17 protein-coding genes are annotated in these 18,658 nt (G+C 59.6%); 8 read left to right on the top strand and 9 right to left on the bottom strand.

The window, feature by feature from the left end; genetic code table 11:
- From ACM62R_RS10150 to ACM62R_RS10120, 7 genes are all read left to right on the top strand, one after another.
- Nucleotides 1–236, top strand: a 236-nt coding sequence (locus ACM62R_RS10150) for a glycine cleavage T C-terminal barrel domain-containing protein (protein ID WP_415183938.1), incomplete at its 5' end; no start/stop codon positions are given.
- 189 nt (nt 237–425) lie between these two features.
- Entirely contained in the window at nt 426–1,181 is a 756-nt protein-coding gene (locus ACM62R_RS10145; protein ID WP_415183937.1) for an amino acid ABC transporter ATP-binding protein, read from the top strand.
- Nucleotides 1,178–1,822 (top strand): amino acid ABC transporter permease, encoded by a 645-nt coding sequence (locus ACM62R_RS10140; RefSeq protein WP_415183936.1) that lies wholly within the window; start codon nt 1,178–1,180, stop codon nt 1,820–1,822. Before ACM62R_RS10145 ends, ACM62R_RS10140 begins: the two co-directional genes overlap by 4 nt.
- Complete coding sequence (locus ACM62R_RS10135; protein ID WP_415183935.1) at nt 1,822–2,505, top strand: amino acid ABC transporter permease; 684 nt, start codon at nt 1,822–1,824, stop codon at nt 2,503–2,505. The genes ACM62R_RS10140 and ACM62R_RS10135 overlap by 1 nt, the downstream gene beginning before the upstream one ends.
- Before the next feature lie 34 nt (nt 2,506–2,539).
- Nucleotides 2,540–3,388, top strand: coding sequence for a substrate-binding periplasmic protein (locus tag ACM62R_RS10130; RefSeq protein WP_415183934.1), 849 nt, complete (start codon nt 2,540–2,542; stop codon nt 3,386–3,388).
- 171 nt (nt 3,389–3,559) lie between these two features.
- Nucleotides 3,560–5,599 carry an FAD-dependent oxidoreductase gene (locus ACM62R_RS10125; RefSeq protein ID WP_415183933.1) on the top strand — a complete coding sequence of 680 codons (2,040 nt, stop codon included), beginning with the start codon at nt 3,560–3,562 and terminating at the stop codon, nt 5,597–5,599.
- A 61-nt stretch (nt 5,600–5,660) separates the two neighbouring features.
- Nucleotides 5,661–6,629, top strand: a complete 969-nt coding sequence (locus tag ACM62R_RS10120; RefSeq protein WP_415183932.1) for an ornithine cyclodeaminase family protein — start codon at nt 5,661–5,663, stop codon at nt 6,627–6,629.
- A 71-nt stretch (nt 6,630–6,700) separates the two neighbouring features.
- On the opposite strand, the gene glyA is transcribed toward ACM62R_RS10120, so the two are convergent.
- From glyA to ACM62R_RS10095, 5 genes are all read right to left on the bottom strand, one after another.
- Nucleotides 6,701–7,966 (bottom strand): serine hydroxymethyltransferase, encoded by a 1,266-nt coding sequence (gene glyA / locus ACM62R_RS10115; RefSeq protein ID WP_415183931.1) that lies wholly within the window; start codon nt 7,964–7,966, stop codon nt 6,701–6,703.
- A 76-nt stretch (nt 7,967–8,042) separates the two neighbouring features.
- Nucleotides 8,043–8,573: a sarcosine oxidase subunit gamma gene (locus ACM62R_RS10110; RefSeq protein ID WP_415183930.1), complete on the bottom strand. Its 531-nt coding sequence runs from the start codon at nt 8,571–8,573 to the stop codon at nt 8,043–8,045.
- A gap of 13 nt (nt 8,574–8,586) precedes the next feature.
- A complete protein-coding gene (locus tag ACM62R_RS10105) occupies nt 8,587–11,589 on the bottom strand; it encodes a sarcosine oxidase subunit alpha (RefSeq protein WP_415183929.1) in 3,003 nt (1,000 codons plus the stop codon).
- Nucleotides 11,586–11,885, bottom strand: coding sequence for a sarcosine oxidase subunit delta (locus ACM62R_RS10100; protein WP_415183928.1), 300 nt, complete (start codon nt 11,883–11,885; stop codon nt 11,586–11,588). Before ACM62R_RS10100 ends, ACM62R_RS10105 begins: the two co-directional genes overlap by 4 nt.
- 12 nt (nt 11,886–11,897) lie before the next feature.
- Nucleotides 11,898–13,151: a sarcosine oxidase subunit beta family protein gene (locus ACM62R_RS10095; RefSeq protein ID WP_415183927.1), complete on the bottom strand. Its 1,254-nt coding sequence runs from the start codon at nt 13,149–13,151 to the stop codon at nt 11,898–11,900.
- A gap of 123 nt (nt 13,152–13,274) precedes the next feature.
- On the opposite strand from ACM62R_RS10095, the gene ACM62R_RS10090 reads away from it, so the two are divergent.
- Nucleotides 13,275–14,276 (top strand): GlxA family transcriptional regulator, encoded by a 1,002-nt coding sequence (locus ACM62R_RS10090; RefSeq protein WP_415183926.1) that lies wholly within the window; start codon nt 13,275–13,277, stop codon nt 14,274–14,276.
- On the opposite strand, the gene ACM62R_RS10085 is transcribed toward ACM62R_RS10090, so the two are convergent.
- Genes ACM62R_RS10085 through ACM62R_RS10070 form a run of 4 tightly spaced genes read right to left on the bottom strand, consistent with a single transcriptional unit; the run spans nt 14,273 to nt 18,543 of the window.
- Nucleotides 14,273–15,082: an ABC transporter permease gene (locus tag ACM62R_RS10085; protein WP_415183925.1), complete on the bottom strand. Its 810-nt coding sequence runs from the start codon at nt 15,080–15,082 to the stop codon at nt 14,273–14,275. The two genes, ACM62R_RS10090 and ACM62R_RS10085, sit on opposite strands and share 4 nt — an antisense overlap.
- 6 nt (nt 15,083–15,088) lie before the next feature.
- Nucleotides 15,089–16,336 carry an ABC transporter permease gene (locus tag ACM62R_RS10080; protein WP_415183924.1) on the bottom strand — a complete coding sequence of 416 codons (1,248 nt, stop codon included), beginning with the start codon at nt 16,334–16,336 and terminating at the stop codon, nt 15,089–15,091.
- 3 nt (nt 16,337–16,339) lie between these two features.
- Entirely contained in the window at nt 16,340–17,461 is a 1,122-nt protein-coding gene (locus ACM62R_RS10075; protein WP_415183923.1) for an ABC transporter ATP-binding protein, read from the bottom strand.
- Between the two features lie 29 nt (nt 17,462–17,490).
- Nucleotides 17,491–18,543 (bottom strand): ABC transporter substrate-binding protein, encoded by a 1,053-nt coding sequence (locus ACM62R_RS10070; RefSeq protein WP_415183922.1) that lies wholly within the window; start codon nt 18,541–18,543, stop codon nt 17,491–17,493.
- Between the last annotated feature and the right edge of the window lie 115 nt (nt 18,544–18,658).

Raw genomic sequence — 18,658 nt, 5'->3', positions numbered from 1 at the left:
GCGAAACGTCGGTGATTGCGGATGAAGGTGTCTATCACAATGGCAAACTGGCGGGCCGCGTGACCTCTGGCGGTTTCAGCTATCACTTTGGTCACGACATCGCTTTGGCGCTTGTCGCAACTGATCTGGCGCAAGCCGGCACCGCGCTGGAGGTCATGGTTCACAATGAAATGCGCAAAGCCACCGTCGTGCTCCACAGCCTTTATGATGCGGCCAACGCAAGGCCAAGAATGTAGCCGTGGCAATAGTTTTATTGACGCCCGAAATTCATCAGTTATCATACAGCATACAAGATAACTGTGGTGCTGCGTCCCAAATATCAACTTGCGCCCCCCTACCCCGCGCCATTCGTGCCAAAGGCTGTGAGACGGCGTAATCAGCAGGGCATCGGGCCTTATCATCAGCCGAACAAGGACAACTTCCCTATGAATGAACGCCCCGTGATCCAGTTGGAGAAAATCTCAAAAAGTTATGGGACGTTCAAAGTTCTGAGCGACGTTGATCTGTCTGTGGCAGCGGGCGAGGTATTGGCGATCATCGGGTCAAGCGGCTCGGGGAAGTCAACCTTGCTGCGCTGCATCAATTACCTGGAGCCGCCCGATACCGGTATCGTTACCGTTGGCGACACCCGATTGGACGGTGAAATTCCCCCTACCCGCCAACAGCTTTATGCGCTGCGCAAGAACATCGGCATGGTGTTTCAGTCTTTCAACCTGTTCCCGCATATGAGTGTGCTGCGCAATGTAAGCCTGGCCCAGGAACGGACATTGGGCCGCAGCCGGAAAGAGGCGGACGCGATCTCGCTTGATTTTCTGAACCGGGTCGGTCTGGCGGAAAAGGCGCATGAATACCCTGCCCGGTGTTCGGGCGGCCAACAGCAGCGTATTGCGATTGCGCGGGCGTTGGCGCTTGGCCCCAATGTCATGTTGTTTGACGAACCGACATCCGCGCTTGACCCCGAACTGGGGCTAGAGGTTCTGGCGGTCATGCGCGAGCTGGCCGAAAGCGGGATGACGATGATTGTTGTCACCCATGAGATGAGCTTTGCAGGGAACGTTTCCGATCACGTAATGTTCATGGCGGACGGTAAAGTTGTCGAATACGGCAACAGCAAAGAGGTTCTTGGTAACCCGCAAACGCCGCGCGCCAAACGCTTCCTTCGTGCGGTGAACGAACGATGACCTATGCCAATTTCCTTCAGATCCTTCTAGGCTTGCCGATCACCATCGCGCTGACCGGGGTGGCGTTTTTGGTGGGTGCCATCCTTGGGTTTCCGCTTATGTTGGCGCGCCAATCCAAGATCCGTGTGGTTCGCATCCTCACGCTTGCGCTGATCACGCTTATTCGGGCGATCCCGCCGATCGTGTGGTTGTTCATCGTGTTTTTTGGCGTCGGGGTTGCGGCGGTGCAGATGTCGCCCTTTGTGTCGGCGGCGATCGTGTTTGGCATAATCGCAACCGTCAACATGGCCGAAATCTACCGTGGCGGCATGATTTCCATCCACGAGGGTCAGTGGGAGGCGGCGCGCGCGCTAAACCTCGGCCACCGCCATACCTTCACCGACATCATCATCCCGCAGATGTTTCGTGTCTCGCTTCCGTCGGCGGCGACCTATGCCATCGGCTTGCTGAAAGATTCCTCCATCGCCTCGACCATTGGCGTGATTGATCTGGCCTATCGCGGCAGCATGGTTTCGCAGATGACATTCAAGGGGCTAGAGGTCTTTGCCGTCGTCGGGGTTCTCTACATTCTGATAAGCCTGCCAATCGCCTGGCTTTCACGCATGGCGGACTATCGTCTGCAAACAAGGGTGGCCCGCTGATGGACGCGTTGTTGATGGGCGTAACCTGGGATGAGATCGTATCCTGGCTGCCCGGTTTTTGGGCCGGATTCTTGATCAGTATCAAGCTAACGGCGCTGGCACTTATCATCGGGTTTCCGCTTGGCCTGGTGTTTGCCCTGGGCGTAAAGGCCAAATCCCTGGTGTTTCGAATCCCGGCCTTTGTTCTGGTTGAGCTGGGTCGCGGGGCTCCGGCGCTCGTGCTGCTGCAATTCATGTATTTCGGCCTGCCCACCGTGAATATGCCGCTAAGCGCATTTGCCTCGGCCACAATCGCGCTAAGCTGGAATGCCGGGGCCTACGCCAGCGAGATTATCCGCGCGGGTCTGGGGGCCGTTGCCGCAGGCCAGACCGAGGCCGCCACAGCACTTGGGCTTAGCCGCAGGGATACCTACCAGTTCATCCTTCTGCCCCAGGGGCTACGCGTGGCGACACCCGCGCTGATGGGGCTGGCGATCCTGACTTTTCAGGGCACATCGCTTTGTTTCGCGATTTCGCTGCCTGAAATTATCAGCCGCGCCTACAACGTGGGGGCAAACACCTTCCACTATTTCCCTGCGCTTACCATTGCCGGGCTGTTTTTTGCGGCCGTCTGCATTCCAGCGTCGTTCCTCGTCTCCTGGGTGGAACATCGTGCTGGGTCTGGCTCTCGTTCGCGGGGGTAAATCAAAATACCGGGAATCAACAAGGAGTTGGGCTATGAAGACTGCATCAAGAATTCACTGGAGTTCCCTTGCCTTTGGCGCGCTGCTGTCCTTTGGCGTCGCAGGCACGGCAACCGCACAAGACAGTTGCACCCCCAAACATGAAGGTTTGCAGACACTCGAACAAGGGTTCATCATCCCGGCCGTAACGATCCTCGTGCCGTTTTCCTTTATGGACGCGAACGGCAAAGCCAGCGGTATCGACGGAGATATCCTGGCCGAAATCGCCAAGATGGAATGTCTGGAAATCAAACCACAGACGGTCGACACCGCCGCGGCGATCCAGTCTGTCATCTCAAAGCGGGCCGATACGACGGTGGGCGCATGGTACCGGACAGAAAAGCGCGCCGAAGTCGTCAATCTGTCGGCACCGCTTTATGTTGACCAGATGAGTGTTTGGTCAAAAGCCGGCATCGACACAATGACAGGTCTGGAAGGCAAGACCGTCGGGACAGTGCAGGGCAACCTTTGGGTTACTGACGTTGCGGCGATTTTGGGCGATAGTCTGATGCTTTATCCAAACTCGGTCGGGATGCAGCAGGATCTGATGTCCGGCAGGATCGACGCGGGGCTGGAAGGCATGGGGGCCGCCATTGCGGCCATGAGCGCCGGCGGAATGGAAGGCATGCAGATCAAGCCGATTCAACCCGATGACCGTGTAGGCGCCAGCCAGGCGGCGGGTCAGATCACCTTCCCCTTGGCCAAGGGCAACGACGCGCTTCTTGCGGCCTTTGATGACGATATCAAAGAACTGCATGAAAGCGGCAAGATCGCGGAAATCCTTGAGAAATATGGGATGAGCCCCAGCGCGGCGGACACCGGTGAGGCCCGTTTGCTGAAGTAATCGGGTGGCCCCTTGCGTATGTTGTGACGTAGGGGGCCAGCCAATCCGCAGATAAAATCCAGGCGTCATGCCCCGTGCATGGCCCAAAACCGGCCGCAAAATCACCCCGATCAGCGGCAATCCATTTGAACGCCATCACTCGGCCTCGGGCGACGGTATGGAGAGACGACAATGACATCCGCTGATCCTCTTTTGCAGCCCTATACGCTAAAGCATCTGACAATGCGCAACCGCATCATGTCTACCGCGCATGAACCCGCGTTTACCGATGACGGGATGCCCAAGGACCGCTACCGGCTTTATCATTCCGAAAAGGCCAAAGGCGGCATCGCGCTGACGATGATCGGCGGCTCGTCCATCGTTGCGCCAGATAGCCCACAGCTTTTCGGCAACATCATGCTTTACAAGGACGAAGTCGTGCCGTGGTTGCAAGAGCTGTCGGACGACGTTCACAGCCACGGTGCTGCCGTCATGATCCAGATCACCCATCTGGGGCGGCGTGCGACGTGGAACAAGGCAGATTGGCTTCCCACGGTTGCGCCCTCGTCGATACGCGAACCGGCGCATCGCGCCTATCCCAAATCCATGGAAGATTGGGATGTGACGCGGATCGTCAAGGATTATGCTGATGCCGCCGAGCGTGTAAAGGCGGGTGGCCTCGATGGGTTTGAGTTGCAATGCTACGGCCATCTGATCGACCAGTTCTGGTCACCCATTACCAACCACCGCGATGATGAATATGCGGGCAGTCTTGATAACCGGCTAAGGTTCCTGTTCCAGATCATCGGCGCCATTCGCGAACGGGTTGGCCCTGATTTTCTGGTAGGCTCGCGGCTGGTCTGCGACGAGGAAACACCGCGCGGCCTGTCCAAAGAGGAAGGCATAGCGATTGCGCAAAAGCTGGAAGCGTCGGGTCAGTTTGATTTTCTGAACGTGGTTCGGGGGCGGACCGAATCCGAAGAGGTCCTGTCACGGATGATCCCCGGCATGGGCTCCCCTTCTGCCCCGCAGCTTGATTTTGCCGGCGAGGTGCGTCGTGCCAGCGGCATGCCAACCTTCCATGCCGCCCGAATTCAGGATGTGGCAACCGCGCGCCACGCGATTGCCGCGGGCAAAGTGGACATGATCGGCATGACGCGGGCGCATATGGCAGACCCGCATATCGTCAAAAAGATCATTGCCAAGAACGAAGACGATATCCGCCCCTGCGTTGGTATGGGCTACTGCATCGACAGCATTTACGGCGGTCAGGCGTCGTGCATCCACAACCCCGCCACCGGCCGCGAAGCAACCGTGCCCCATGTCATCACCCCCTCAACCGGACCAAAGAAAACGGTTGTGGTGATCGGCGCGGGCCCCGGTGGGCTTGAGGCGGCGCGGGTTGCCGCCGAACGCGGCCACCGGGTTGTCGTCTTTGAGGCCGGCGATGCGGCTGGCGGCCAAGTCCGGATCACCGCCGGGCTGAAGCGACGGCGCGAAATCATGGGCATCATCGACTGGCGGCTTGCGCGTTGCGAACAGCACGGGGTCGACATTCGGTACAATACCTTTGCCGAGGCAGACACCGTGCGGGCTGAAAACCCGGATGTCGTGATCGTGGCCACCGGCGGGCTGCCCAACACATCCTTTCTTGATGCGGGCGAAGACCTTGTCACGACCAGTTGGGCCATTCTGACGGGTGCCGAACGTCCGGCCCAATCCGTCATTCTATATGATGACAACGGCGCCCATCCGGGGATGACCACCGCCGAGTTTCTGGCCCAATCGGGTAGTGCGCTGTCCTTTGTGACCCCCGAACGCACCTTGGCGCCGGATGTTGGCAGCACCAGCTTTCCGCCTTATTTCCGCGTTTTCACCCAAAAGAAAGTTGCCATAACGCTTGGCCTGCGGCTTGAGGCCGTGCGGCGCGAGGGCAATTCGCTGGTGGCGACCTTTTATGATGAATATGGCCGCCAGCATATCGAAAAGCAGGCCGATCAGATCGTAGTCGAACATGGCACGTTGCCGCTGGACGATCTTTATTTTGATCTGAAACCAGACTCTTCCAATCTGGGCGAGGTGGATTATCAGGCGTTGATAGATAACCATCCCCAGAATGTGACGCGTAACCCAAAGGGCAGTTTTCTGCTTTATCGGGTCGGTGATGCGATCTCGGGGCGAAATATTCTGGCCGCGATCTATGACGCCATCAGGCTGACGAAGGATCTGTGATTTTGACCAAAGTGCGGACGAAGATCATACCCCTACACCAGATCATGGGGGGGCAAAGGCTATGCCCCCCAGCCTGATTGAGTCAGATACCTTGCTGCCATCTCTCGACCCGCTTTTGCTGGTTGAAGCGATCCGCGCAGGGCATCAGCACGAGGCGATTCCGACGGCCCGGTCTGCCTTGGAGGACATCCAGGAAAACGGCGAAATCAATCACTTCATTTCCTTGACGGCCTGGCAACCGGGAACGGCGCTTGGGGCAAAACTATCCACAGTCTTTCCCGCCAATGAACGGCTTGGCCATGGGCAGAATATCCATTCGGTCTTTGTGCTTTTTGATGGGGAAAATGGTGCGCTGCTTGGCGTTATCACGGGTGACAGTTTTACGCGCTACAAGACCGCAGCGGATTCAGCCCTGGGCGCCTCAATCCTTGCCAGATCTGATGCGACAAATCTTGTCGTCTTGGGCGCCGGGTCACAGGCCGAACCGCATATCCGTCTGATGTGTGCGGTTCGACCATCCATAAAACAGGTAACCATCTGGAATCGCACAGAATCGAAAGCACGCGCCCTGACCGATAACCTGTCGTTGCCGGGGGTGAAGGTCGCCTCAACCACCGATCTTGAAAGTGCGGTCAGGGCTGCCGACATCGTGACCTGCATCACCAGTGCGTCAAAGCCTGTGTTAAAAGGCGCGTGGCTGCAACCGGGAACCCATGTAGACTTGGTCGGCGCCTTTACCGACGCCATGCGCGAAAGCGATGATGAGACCATGCGGCGCGGGCGGATTTTTCTGAACAACCCCGCATTGGCGATGGCGTCAGGCGATATCTCAGCCCCGATCGCCACAGGCGTCATTTCGGCGTCAAGCATCGCAGGGGATCTCTTCGACCTATGCACTGGGCGCGTCGCCGGGCGGACTTCTGCGGCAGAGATCACCATCTACAAAAATGCGGGTGGCGGGCATCTTGATCTGATGGTGGCGCGGGCGCTTTATAAATTATCCAACACCCGCGCCGACCCAACAGTCTAAGTGCCCGTTGATCCTTGCCCAGGTAACCACCCTGGACAAGGCCAATCAGATCGCCCCTTCCGTGCCCCTGATCAACTATAGATGGGGAAACGGTCGCACAGGATTTTGACCTCGGCGCGCATAGCCGCCTCAATTTCCGCGTCGCCTTCGGGGTTGTTGGCAAGACCGCGCAGCACCCGCAGGATCATCTCGCCAATGGCGCGAAACTCTGGCTCGCCAAAGCCGCGGGTGGTGCCCGCAGAGCTACCCAAACGAATGCCAGACGTCACGAAAGGCTTTTCCGGATCGAAGGGAATCGCGTTCTTGTTGCAGGTCAGGCCAGCGCGTTCCAATGCAATCTCGGCCGCTTTGCCGGTGACGCCCAACGGGCGAAGATCACACAGCACCATGTGCGAGTCTGTTCCGTTGGAAACGATCCCCATACCACCGCTGCTCAGGGTATCGGCCAATGCACGGGCATTCGCGATCACGCTGGCGGCATAGCCCTTGAACGATGGCGCCAGCGCCTCGCCAAAGGCCACGGCCTTGGCGGCGATGACATGCATCAACGGGCCACCCTGGTTGCCGGGAAACACGGCCGAGTTGAACTTTTTACCCAACGCCTCATCATTGGTCAGGATCATGCCGCCACGCGGACCGCGCAGCGTTTTATGCGTGGTGGTAGTCACGACATGGGCATGCGGCATCGGGTCAGGATATAGCCCCGCCGCGATCAGACCCGCGTAATGGGCCATGTCAACCATCAGATAAGCGCCGATTTCATCAGCAATCTCGCGAAATGCGGCAAAGTCGATGTGGCGCGGATAGGCCGAGGCCCCGGCGACGATCAGTCTGGGCTTTGTTTCAAGCGCAACCTTACGAACATTATCCATGTCGATCAGCTGGTTATCCTCACGCACCTCGTAGCTGACCACGTCAAACCACTTGCCTGACATCGTCACCGGCGATCCGTGCGTCAGATGCCCGCCGTGCGCCAGATTCAGACCCATGATCCGGTCGCCGGGTTGCAGCAGGGCCAAAAACACCGCCTGGTTCGCCTGTGCGCCCGAATGCGGCTGAACGTTCACAAACCCCGCGCCGAACAGTTGCTTGGCACGGTCGATGGCGATCTGTTCGACGGTATCGACATGCTCGCAGCCGCCGTAATAGCGCCGGCCGGGGTAACCTTCGGCGTATTTGTTGGTCAGCACCGACCCTTGCGCGCGTAGCACATCAAGGCTGACGATATTTTCCGATGCGATCAGCTCGATCTGGTTCATCTGGCGGTCAAGTTCCAGATCAATGGCGTCCGCGATTGCCTTGTCGGTGATGCGGCTGGCGTTCAGGGTTTTCAACATGACATGGGGCCTTTCGGGCAAGGAGAGATCGGGCCGCGCCCGAAGGCGTGGCCATCAGTTTCAGGAAAACGTTATGTCACAACCCGCTGGCAAGCTCGCGCGTGGCGATTTGCAGCAGCGTGTGAACATGCGGAAAGAAGGACCGCCACACCTCGATGCGAAACGCATCTTTGCTGTCACGCAACAGCACGATCTGCGCACTGTCAAACACCGTGCGCTTGGCACTGCCGGGGGCTATGCGCGCAAGGTCAAGCGGGCAGCCAACCGACAAAAGCTCTGCCGCGCGGGGCCCGCGGATCTCAATGGTGATTTCGCGGTCCGAAATCACGGTCAGGCTGTTCGGCGTGGTGACGCGCAGCGTATCGAAGGCAGCGGTGATCGCGGCCTGCTCATCCTCGGGGGCGTGCAAAAGCCACTCATCTGGGCCAAGGCAATACGCTGCGCGCCCCCCCTTGATAGCACCCTGCCCGACTTTGGCCGGAATGGGCACGCCAAAGGCCCTGGAGGCGGCGGCCAGATCATCGGGGTCCACACGCAGGTTAAGCCGGGCCACCGGGGGCAGAACGGAAACCGACACGGCATCAAGGGAACTTACCTGGGCATTCATTGGATCATCCTCTTCATTCGACTTTCAGCCGTTCACCGGCCGGGTCGTAAAATACCGTGCCGGTAACCTTGGCAGTGACAGCGCTACCGCTTGCCATTGGAATATGAAGCGTGTCGCCCATCCGGTCGAACCCTCCTTCAACCACCGCCATCGCAATCGAGCGCCCCAATGCCGCAGACCAGTAGGAACTGGTCACATGGCCGATCATCTTCATCGGCTTGGGTTGGTTGGGGTCAAGCACGATCTGCGCCCCCTCGACCAGCACCTCTTTGGGGTCGTCAGTCAACAGCCCAACCAGTTGCTTGCGCCCCTTGGCAACGATATCGGGCCGCGCAAGCGAGCGTTTGCCGACAAAGTCCGGCTTGGCCTTGCCGATGGCCCAGCCGATACCCGCATCCAGCGGCGTCACAGTGCCGTCAGTATCCTGGCCAACGATGATATAGCCTTTTTCGGCGCGTAAAACGTGCATCGTTTCGGTGCCATAGGGGCAGATGTCGTATTGCTTGCCGGCCTCCATCAACTTTTCCCACAGCGCGCGCCCGTGGCGGGCGGGGACGTTGATTTCAAAGCTCAACTCGCCGGTAAAGCTTAGCCGGAACAGCCGCGACGGGAACCCAGCCACGGTGCATTCGGCCACCGACATATGCGCAAAGGCGGCGTCGGATATATCCAGCCCGTCAACCAATGGTGCCAGCAACTTTCGCGTATTGGGGCCGTTGAGCGCGATGGTCGCCCATTCTTCTGTGGTCGAGGTCAGCCAGACCTTGAGATCCGGCCATTCGGTCTGCAGATAATCCTCCATCATGTTCAGCACGCGCGCCGCACCGCCGGTGGTGGTGGTCACATGGAACAGATCGTCGCGCATCCGGCCAATCACGCCATCATCGCGGATAAAACCATCCTCGCCCAAAAGCAGACCATAGCGGCAGCGCCCCACCCCGAGCTTGGTCCACGGGTTGGTGTACATGCGGTTCATGAATTCCACCGCATCGGGGCCCGAAACCTCGATCTTGCCAAGGGTCGATGCATCAAAGATGCCCAGCGAATTTCGCGCAGCCATGCATTCACGCGCCACGGCCGTGTGCATGTCTTCGCCCGCCTTGGGGAAATACCACGCGCGCCGCCATAACGCGACGGGTTCGAACACAGCGCCGTTTTCTTCGGCCCAGGCGTCAATCGGTGTCTTGCGCGTCACCTCAAACTGGCGACCCTTGTGATAGCCTGCCAGCGCGCCAAAGGTCGTTGGCGTATAGGGCGGGCGGAAGGTGGTCAGGCCAACCTGAGGCACCTCTTTGCCAAGCGCGTCGGACGCGATTGTCAGGCCGTTCATGTTCGACAGCTTGCCCTGATCGGTGGCCATGCCGTTGGTGGTGTAGCGCTTCACATGTTCGATCGAGCGCATACCTTCGCGCACCGCCAGACGAATATCCTTGGCCGTCACATCGTTTTGAAAGTCGATAAAGGCCTTGGCGCGGCCCGGGCTTCGATCCGTCGGCAGTTCCTTTTGGGTGATGCCGGTGCCGGCGCGATCATTGCTGACGGCATAGGTCGCGGCCCCTGCCTTTTGGCCAAGCGCGCGCAGCGCCTCGGCGCCTGCTTTGGCACCATCATCAAGCGCAGAGGCAATACCCCAAAGGCCGCGGCCCGCGCCGGCGATATGCACCGCCTCGGTCTTGTGGCCGGGCAGGTAGGCCTTGGCCTTCGGGTCCCAGTCAAGCGACCCTTTGGTGTGGCTGAACAGATGCAATGAGGGCGTCCACCCGCCGCACATCAGCACCGCATCGCACGCAATCGTGCGGGCTGCGCCGACCGTTCCGCCCCGCACCGGGTTGACGCGGATCGACTTGACGCGCAGCCGGCCACCGGTTGCGGTGGCGGTGTGGCCCGTCAGGGTTTCAATACCGCGCGACATGGCCTGCTGCATCAGCGCGGGCGCAATATCGGTGCGCGTATCGACGATGGCGGCCACCTTGCAGCCCGCCTCTGCCAGATCAAAGGCGGTGTGCCAGGCGCTGTCGTGGCTGGTCAGGATCACCGGATTGTCACCGACCCTGACACCGAAACGGCTCAGGAAGGTCTGCGCCGCGCCCGAGGTCATCACGCCGGGGCGGTCGTTGCCGTCAAACACCATCGGGCGTTCAATGGCGCCTTGGGCCAGCACAACCTGACCGGCCCGCACCCGCCACAGCCGTTCGCGCGGCGCGCCGGCGGGCAGATCCGCCAGATGATCGGTCAGTTTCTGGCACAGGCCCACCATATTCTGATGATAATAGCCAATTGCCGTGGTGCGCGACATCAGCCGCACATTGGGCAGCGCCGCCAGTTCTGCCAGCGCAGATGCCAGCCAGTCCCACGCAGAGGCGCCGTCGATAGCGGGGTTGGGTTCGGACAACAAGGTGCCGCCCATTTCCGCATGCTCATCCACCAGCACAACGCTTGCGCCGCCCCGCCCTGCCGTCAATGCAGCCGCAAGGCCCGCCGGCCCGGAACCGACGATCAGCACATCGCAATGCAAATAACGGCTCGCGTAGTGATCGGGGTCCACTTCGGTCGGGGCACGGCCCAGCCCGGCCGAGCGGCGGATGATGGGTTCATAGACCCGGTCCCAGAAACTGCGTGGCCACATGAAGGTCTTGTAGTAGAACCCGGCCGAAAACAGCATGTAAAGCCGGTCGTTGATCGCACCCATATCGAACTTGAGCGAGGGCCACTTGTTCTGGCTTTCCGCCACGAGATTGGCATGAATCTCTTGCATGGTGGCGCGGGTGTTTGGCTCAAACCGGCCCGGGCCACGGGTGACGCCAACCAGCGCGTTCGGCTCTTCCGATCCGGCGGTGACCACGCCGCGCGGGCGGTGGTATTTGAAACCGCGGCCCATCAGATGCACGCCATTGGCCAACAGTGCCGAGGCAAGGGTGTCGCCCTCATAGCCCTGATAGGACTGGCCATCAAAGGTGAAACGAACGGGGCGATCCGTGTTGATGCGGCCACGGCCCCTGATGCGGAACGGGTTCATTCTGCGGCCTCCAGTTCGGTTGCGTCAGGACGGGGTTCCCCGGCCTTGTAGGTGGTCACGAAACGGTCGCTTACCGTGTCGCGCAGCGCGTTGAAAAAGCGGCCGCAGCCGTTGATATGGCGCCAGCGTTCGGCATGGATCCCGCGCGGATTGGACCGGATGAACAAAAAATCACGCCATTCTTCATCACTCAGCGCCGAGGGGTCGACCGGGCGCGCGATATGCGCTTCGCCTGCGTAGGCAAATTCCAGTTCGGGCAGCGTATCATCGCAATAGGGGCAATGGATCAAAAGCATCGTCTGAACTCCTTAGTGCGCGACGGCGGCGGCGGCGGCCTCATCAATCAGCCGGCCGGTGGTGAAACGCTCAAGCGTGAAGGGCGCGTTGATCTTGTGCGGCTCGTCCTTGGCGACGGTCCAGGCCAGCAGATGCGCGGCCCCCGGCGTGGCCTTGAATCCGCCCGTCCCCCAGCCACAGTTGACGTAAAGCCCCTTGACCGGGGTTTTGCCCAGAATGGCCGAGCGGTCAGGTGTCACATCGACGATACCGCCCCATTTGCGCAGCATGCGCATGCGGTTGAAGATCGGAAAGACCTCGCAGATTGCGGCCACGGTATGTTCGATCAGCGGCAGGCCGCCACGTTGCGAATAGCTGACATACTGGTCGGTGCCAGACCCGATCACCAGTTCGCCCTTGTCGGACTGGCTGATATAGGCGTGCACGGTGTTTGACATCACGACGCAGGGAAAGACCGGCTTGATCGGTTCTGACACTAGCGCCTGAAGCGGGTAGCTTTCCAGCGGCATCTTGACGCCCGCCGTCTGCATGATGACCGAGGTGTGACCCGCCGCGGAAACCGCAACCTTCTTTGCCCTGATAAAGCCCTTGGCGGTATCGACGCCCTCAACCGCGCCATCCGGCCCGCGACGGATCGCGATCACCGGGCAGTTCTGGATGATGTCCACGCCACGCTTGGCCGCCGCACGCGCATAGCCCCATGCCACCGCATCGTGACGCGCGGTGCCCGCGCGCATCTGCAAGGCCGCGCCCATCACCGGATAGCGCGCATCAGGCGAGATATTCAGCGGCGGGCAGAACGCCTTGGCCTCGTCGCGGCTGAGCCAGCGGTTATCGACCCCGTTCAGCCGGTTCGAGTGGATATGGCGCTGGAACGACTGCACATCATGCACGTTATGCGCCAGCATCATCACGCCGCGCTTTGAAAACATCACGTTGTAGTTCAGCTCGGTCGACAGGTTGTCCCACAGATCCAGCGCGTGATCGTAAAGCTTGGCGCTTTCGTCATAAAGATAGTTCGACCGGATGATCGTGGTATTGCGCCCGGTGTTTCCGCCCCCAAGCCAACCCTTCTCGATCACCGCGACATTGGTGATGCCGTGTTCTTTTGCCAGGTAATAGGCCGCGCCCAGCCCGTGCCCCCCAGCCCCCACGATGATGACATCGTATTCTTTCTTGGGCTGCGCGTCGGGCCACTGTTCGGCCCAGTTCTTGTTTCCGGTCAGCGCATTTTTCAACAGCGCCATGGCAGAGAAATGGGTCATTGCGTAGCCTTTCGGGGCGGAGATTTCAGCGTGATGAAACATCATTGCAGGGGGGGTGGTTTTTTACTGTATGTATGCGTCAAATCAGCGTTACAATTGCGCCACCCAGAAAGGAGCCGCGCCATGCCCACAGCTTCTGTTGCCGCCTTGGCACCCCGCCTGCGCGTCGGTTTCATCCTGACACGGCGGTTCACCCTGTGCGCCTTTGCCAATTTCGTCGATGTCCTGCGCCTTGCCGCAGACGAAGGCGACCGTTCGCGCCCGATTCTGTGCAGCTGGAAGGTGCTGTCCGCAACGATGAATCCGGTTACATCCAGCAGCGGCGTGACGGTGCAACCCGAGGAACGGCTGGGCGATCCAAAGCGCTTTGACTACATCGTCGTCGTCGGCGGCCTGATGGAAGAGTTGGAGCGCATTACCCCCCAATACACCGCCTTCCTGCAACGCGCCGCACAGGCCGATGTGCCGCTTGTCGGGGTTTGCACCGGCGCGTTCGTACTGCACCGGGCCGGGCTGATGCAGGGCTATCGTTGCTGCGTCAGCTGGTTTCACCACAATGATTTTCTGGAACAGTTTGACGGCATCAACCCGATCTCTGACCAGATTTTCGTGGTGGACCGGGGCCGGCTGACCTGTTCGGGGGGGGCCAGTTCGGCGCAGCTGGCCGCCTATCTGGTGGACCGTCACATCGGTCGCGCGGCCGCCAAGAAAAGCCTGTCGATCATGATGATCGACGAGGCGATGGCAGCCGAACGCCCGCAACCGGGTCTGCCGCTAGAGCTGTTGACAACCGATCCGCTGGTGAAACGCGCGCTGCTGACGATGCAGCAACGGCTTGACACGCCGCTGACAGTTGGCGCGTTGGCCGAGCGCCTCAAGGTCAGCCGCCGCAAGCTGGAGCGTCATTTCGCAGAGGCGCTTGAACTGACACCGTCCGAGGCGGGCAAGAAGATCCGCCTGACCCACGCCGAGCTTTTGCTGCTACGCAGTGAACGCTCGATCACGCAGATCGCACAGGAAACCGGCTTTTCCGACGTATCTCATCTGATAAGGGTGTTCAGGGCCGTGCATGGCACGACCCCGGAAGTTTGGCGCAAGGCACAAAGCCAGCCCCCGCCCCGCTAGCGCGAGGATTTGCGCGAAAGAAAGGCAAGCGCCGCAAACAGCGTGATCGACAGCGCCAAAAGCATCGTTGCCGCGGCCATGATCGTTGGGTTGATCTGATCCCGAATACCCGCAAACATCTGCACCGGCAGGGTGCGTTGCTCGGCTGCGGTCATGAACAGGGCCACCACCACCTCATCGAACGATATGGCAAAGGCAAAGATCGCACCCGAAATGACACCGGGTAGAATGTTGGGCAGTGTCACCCGGAAAAACGCAGACACCCCCGAAGCACCAAGGCTATGTGCGGCACGCGTCAGGTTGTTGTCATAAGTTGACAGCGTCGCTGTGACCGTAATCACCACAAACGGGGTGGCCAGCGCCGTATGGGCGAAAACCAGACCCGCGCGGGTGTTGGTCAGTCCGAATTGCCCAAAGAACAGATAGCTGCCAACGGCAACGATCACGATCGGCACGATCATCGGTGAGATCAGCAACGCCATCACAACCCGTCGCGCCGGGAAATCCGGCCTTGCGATGCCCAGCGCCGCCAGGGTGCCAAGGGTGGTAGCAAACAACGTGGTCAGCACCGCCGCAATGGCGCTATTGACCATCGCACTCAGCCAGCGTGGGTTGCCGAACAGATCCGCATACCAACGCAACGAATATTCGCGCACCGGCAGGGTGAAAAACGGATCTTTCGAAAACGAGAGCGGCACGATGATGAACAAAGGCGCGATAAGAAACAGCATCACCGTAACGGCAAAGACCACAACCAGGATCCGTAACAGACGTTCTGACGGGGTTGCATAGGATGGAAGCCACATGTTGATTTACCCCAGTTTCAGCTTATCAGCGCCGACAAGACGCAAGAACAGGCCATAGATCGCCAGCGTCACAACCAAAAGAACCACCCCCAAAGCTGCAGCAAGCCCCCAGTTGAGATCGCGGTTGATATAGGTCGAGATGAAGTTTGACACCATTTGGTCCTGTGGCCCGCCAACCAACGCCGGGGTGATATAATAGCCCAGCGACAGGATGAAGGTCATCAGGCAGCCTGCCACCACACCAGGCATCGTCTGCGGCGCATAGATCCGCCAAAAGGCCGAGGTTGGCCCCGCCCCAAGGGATCGCGCGGCACGCAACTGCGTAGGCTGGATCGACCGCATCACCGAATAGATCGGCAGAATGGTAAACGGCAGCTGTATGTGCGTCATCGCGGTGACAGTGCCGACACGGGTAAAGATCAGTTGCACTTTCTCCGCTGTAAGATGCAGCGTAAGCAGGATCGAGTTGATCACCCCATCCGATTGCAGCAACACAACCCACGCCGTCGTGCGCACCAAAAGCGATGTCCAGAGCGGCAACAGCACCATCAGCATCATGATCCCCGCAATGGCCTTGGGGGCGATCGTCAGAACATAGGCCACCGGATAGCCAAGCAGCAACGTAAAGGCCGTGACCATCCCCGCCACCAGCAGCGTGCGGCCCAGGATCGGCAGAAAAATGGCCTGATCCGGGGCAACCTTTTCCAGGCCCCCGCTGGGTGCCTGTTTCAAATCAACAGCCGTCAGCAGGTAATAGGAGGTCAGACCCGCCCCGTTGCGCTGGATGACCGACCAGACTTCGGGGTTGGCCCAGGCATCATCCGCCGCCAGAAACTTTTCGCGGTAAGGGCCGGTTTTCAACTTTGCAGCCATTCGCGCCGCCCCAAGCACCTTGCTGCGCATCCCCGAGATTTCATAGTTCAACCGTTTCCCCACAAGCGCCGCGGTTCTGTTCGCATTGGCCTGTTTCAGATCGCCGGCAAGGGCCGCAAAGACGGCCTCATCGGGGGTCGATGTGCCATCCCAGCTTTCCAATGCCACCAGCGTGTTTGGCAGCACGGTGCGTGCTTCGGGGTTATCGACCGCTGTTATCAGCAAGGAAAGGATCGGCGCCACAAAGGCGATAACCAGAAAGGCCACCAACGGCAGCGCAAGCGCAAAGGCCTTGCGGCGTGCCGGTTTCGCGGCGCGACGGACCGCAACAAAAGTGCGGACCCGTTCCATATCAATTGACTTTGCGGGGGTTACGCTCATCGCTCAGCCCTCCAACAGGCGGCAGGCCGCAGGCATGCAAGCCAGATGCACCGTTTCACCCGCAGTAAACGCCCGTGCCGAAGCAATGGGTATACGCGCCGTCAGGATCTGGCCCCCAAACGCCTCGACAGAAAGCCGCATGTGATCACCCAAAAAGAACACATCTGTCGCGGTTCCCGAAAACAGGTTCGCCCCCGGCGGAACCTGTTCCCCCGCAAGCATGATGTTTTCAGGCCGCACCGATAGCGTAAGCCCGTCCTTTCCGCCTGCCGGGTCCGCGCCGCCCGCTTTCAGTATTGCGCCGTCCGCCATGCGCACCACAGCCTGCCCCGCCTCGCGGCCCACAAAGCTGCAAGGCATGGTATTGTTCTCGCCAATAAACCCGGCGACAAAGCGGTTTTCGGGCGCGTTATAAAGCGTCTTTGGATCGGCAAGTTGCTGAATGCGCCCATCATGAAACACCGCGATACGGTCTGACATGGTCAGCGCCTCGGATTGGTCATGTGTCACATAGACCATGGTAATCCCCAGCGAGGTTTGCAGATGCTTGATCTCGATCTGCATCCTTTCACGCAACTGTTTGTCCAGCGCGCCCAAGGGTTCGTCCATCAACACCAATGAGGGCTCAAACACCAGCGCCCGCGCCAGCGCGACGCGCTGTTGCTGGCCGCCTGACATCTGTCCCGGCTTGCGGTCGCCCAATGCCTCCAGGCTGACGCGGCCAAGCGCGCGTTTCACCTTCTCCTGCGCCTCATTGCCTTTGACGCCCCGATAGCGCAGCGGAAAAGCCACGTTTTCGGCCACCGTCATATGTGGAAACAGCGCGTAGTTCTGAAACACGAAACCAATGTTGCGCTTTTCCGGCGGCAGCTTTTCCACTGGCTTGCCGTCCAGCATGATATGCCCCAGCGTCGGGCGTTCAAACCCGCCCAGCATCATCAGCGTGGTAGTCTTGCCCGAGCCCGAAGGCCCGAGCATGGTCAAAAATTCCCCACGCGCGACATCCAGGTTGAGGTCTTTCACAACGTATTGGATACCATCGTAAGATTTCTTGACTGCCGTAAAACTGACGAGCGCATCATTGGTCTTGCCCGTCGTCACCATATCGCTTTGCACAGTATTCATGATGCGCTCCTTTTGCATTGGGGCCTGGATTACCGCGCCAGCCAAGTGGTGAACCGCTTGCGGATCTCATCTCCGTTATCCGCCCAGAAGGCGTTGTCCAAGGTCAGGGCAACGGTCAGGTTTTCGGGGCTGGTCGGCAGGTTTGCGGCATCCTCTGGGGCCACGAACGGCGCAGCTGATTTACGCACCGGACCATAGGGGATATATTTGGTGATCCCCGCCAGAACTTCCGGCTCTACCGCGTATTTGATGAACGCCATCGAGGCTTCGCTGTTTTTCGCCCCTTTGGGGATCACCCAGTAGTTTGAATCAAGGATCTGGTTGTCCCAGACGATCTTGAAGTTCTGACCTTCGTTGTTCGCGTTGTAGATACGGCCGTTCCAGGCTGTGGTCATCACCACCTCGCCCGAAGCCAGCAGTTGCGGCGCCTGGGCACCCGCTTCCCACCAGACAATGCTGTCCTTGATGGTGTCCAGTTTCGCAAAGGCGCGATCAACACCTTCCGGTGTGGCAAGGTCTTCGTAAACCTGATCCGCCGGCACGCCATCAGCCAGCAAGGCAAATTCAAGATTGGTTGCCGGGTTTTTCCACAGCCCGCGCTTGCCGGGGAATTTGTCCGTGTCAAACAGATCGGCAATCACTGTGGGGCCGTTTTCCAGCGTGGCCGCATTATAGGCCAGTGCCGTCGAATAGACGATCGTCCCGACACCGCACTCAGAGGTGGTGCCCTCCAGCCAGTCGTCCTGGGGGCCGATCTGGTCCCAGTCGATAACTTCAAAAATACCCTCGTCACACCCTTGCAACAATGTCGGCGCGTCAACATCCACAACGTCAATGGTGGTATTGCCGGATTCGACCATAGCCGCAATCTTGGCGATTTCGCCGCCATATTCCTGCTCATTCACCGCGATTCCAGTCGTGGCGGCATAGGTTTCAAAGACGGCTTTGCGCTCTGCCTGTTGATAGGCCCCGCCAAAGCTCATTACCGAAATCGAGTCTTGTGCAAAAACGGGGGCTGCGGCCAAAGGCAGCACCCCCAGAACGGTAACGGCAAGCGCACGGCGCGTATTCGCGTGTTTCAAATTATTTCCTCCCCTTATGTTTATCCTGCACGCACCAGCGCGTGAACAGGGCAGACACTCCCACGACGGGCGCTTTCCCAAAGGGTAGTCGCCTGGCGATCCTCAGGACTGGTCC

The organism is Phaeovulum sp. (genome assembly GCF_047638075.1).
Classification (GTDB): Bacteria; Pseudomonadota; Alphaproteobacteria; order Rhodobacterales; family Rhodobacteraceae; genus UBA6197.
Note: the sequence above shows the minus strand (reverse complement) of the source record. Positions and strands in the feature narration are given on the sequence as shown.

Coding starts and splice junctions, on each gene's coding strand:
- ACM62R_RS10105 (WP_415183929.1), bottom strand. CDS start 11,589: ATGAACCCGTTCCGCATCAGGGGCCGTGGCCGCATCAACACGGATCGC.
- ACM62R_RS10095 (WP_415183927.1), bottom strand. CDS start 13,151: ATGACCCATTTCTCTGCCATGGCGCTGTTGAAAAATGCGCTGACCGGA.
- ACM62R_RS10085 (WP_415183925.1), bottom strand. CDS start 15,082: ATGTGGCTTCCATCCTATGCAACCCCGTCAGAACGTCTGTTACGGATC.
- ACM62R_RS10130 (WP_415183934.1), top strand. CDS start 2,540: ATGAAGACTGCATCAAGAATTCACTGGAGTTCCCTTGCCTTTGGCGCG.
- ACM62R_RS10135 (WP_415183935.1), top strand. CDS start 1,822: ATGGACGCGTTGTTGATGGGCGTAACCTGGGATGAGATCGTATCCTGG.
- ACM62R_RS10100 (WP_415183928.1), bottom strand. CDS start 11,885: ATGCTTTTGATCCATTGCCCCTATTGCGATGATACGCTGCCCGAACTG.
- ACM62R_RS10125 (WP_415183933.1), top strand. CDS start 3,560: ATGACATCCGCTGATCCTCTTTTGCAGCCCTATACGCTAAAGCATCTG.
- ACM62R_RS10090 (WP_415183926.1), top strand. CDS start 13,275: ATGCCCACAGCTTCTGTTGCCGCCTTGGCACCCCGCCTGCGCGTCGGT.
- ACM62R_RS10120 (WP_415183932.1), top strand. CDS start 5,661: ATGCCCCCCAGCCTGATTGAGTCAGATACCTTGCTGCCATCTCTCGAC.
- ACM62R_RS10140 (WP_415183936.1), top strand. CDS start 1,178: ATGACCTATGCCAATTTCCTTCAGATCCTTCTAGGCTTGCCGATCACC.
- ACM62R_RS10110 (WP_415183930.1), bottom strand. CDS start 8,573: ATGAATGCCCAGGTAAGTTCCCTTGATGCCGTGTCGGTTTCCGTTCTG.
- glyA (WP_415183931.1), bottom strand. CDS start 7,966: ATGTTGAAAACCCTGAACGCCAGCCGCATCACCGACAAGGCAATCGCG.
- ACM62R_RS10145 (WP_415183937.1), top strand. CDS start 426: ATGAATGAACGCCCCGTGATCCAGTTGGAGAAAATCTCAAAAAGTTAT.
- ACM62R_RS10080 (WP_415183924.1), bottom strand. CDS start 16,336: ATGAGCGTAACCCCCGCAAAGTCAATTGATATGGAACGGGTCCGCACT.
- ACM62R_RS10075 (WP_415183923.1), bottom strand. CDS start 17,461: ATGAATACTGTGCAAAGCGATATGGTGACGACGGGCAAGACCAATGAT.